The organism is Salmonella sp. NW177 (assembly GCF_051811585.1).
Classification (GTDB): domain Bacteria; phylum Pseudomonadota; class Gammaproteobacteria; order Enterobacterales; family Enterobacteriaceae; genus Salmonella; species Salmonella enterica.
The window spans coordinates 1-374 of record NZ_JAMMZV010000031.1; the positions used below are offsets into that span (position 1 = coordinate 1).

A 374-nucleotide genomic window follows, 5' to 3' on the forward strand; every position below is an offset into this window, starting at 1 on the left:
GCCACCACCGGGATGGCGGAGATGGCCCTGCTGAAGGCTATCGAGGCGGGCGTCGACGGCGTGGACACGGCGATTTCGTCCATGAGCGCCACCTACGGCCACCCGGCCACCGAAGCGCTGGTGGCGACGTTGGCAGGTACTGAGCACGACACAGGGCTGGATATCCTGAAGCTGGAGAGCATCGCGGCGTACTTCCGCGAGGTGCGCAAAAAGTACCACGCCTTTGAAGGCCAGCTGAAGGGCTACGACAGCCGTATTCTGGTGGCCCAGGTACCGGGCGGAATGCTCACCAACCTCGAAAGCCAGCTGAAGCAGCAGAACGCGGCGGACAAACTCGACCAGGTGCTGGCGGAAATCCCCCGCGTGCGCGAGGA

General features: G+C 64.4%; 1 pseudogene. It reads left to right on the plus strand.

The annotated features are described in order from the left end of the window. Positions 1-374 (plus strand): annotated as a pseudogene (locus NA986_RS24350) (sodium-extruding oxaloacetate decarboxylase subunit alpha); the annotation flags it as partial.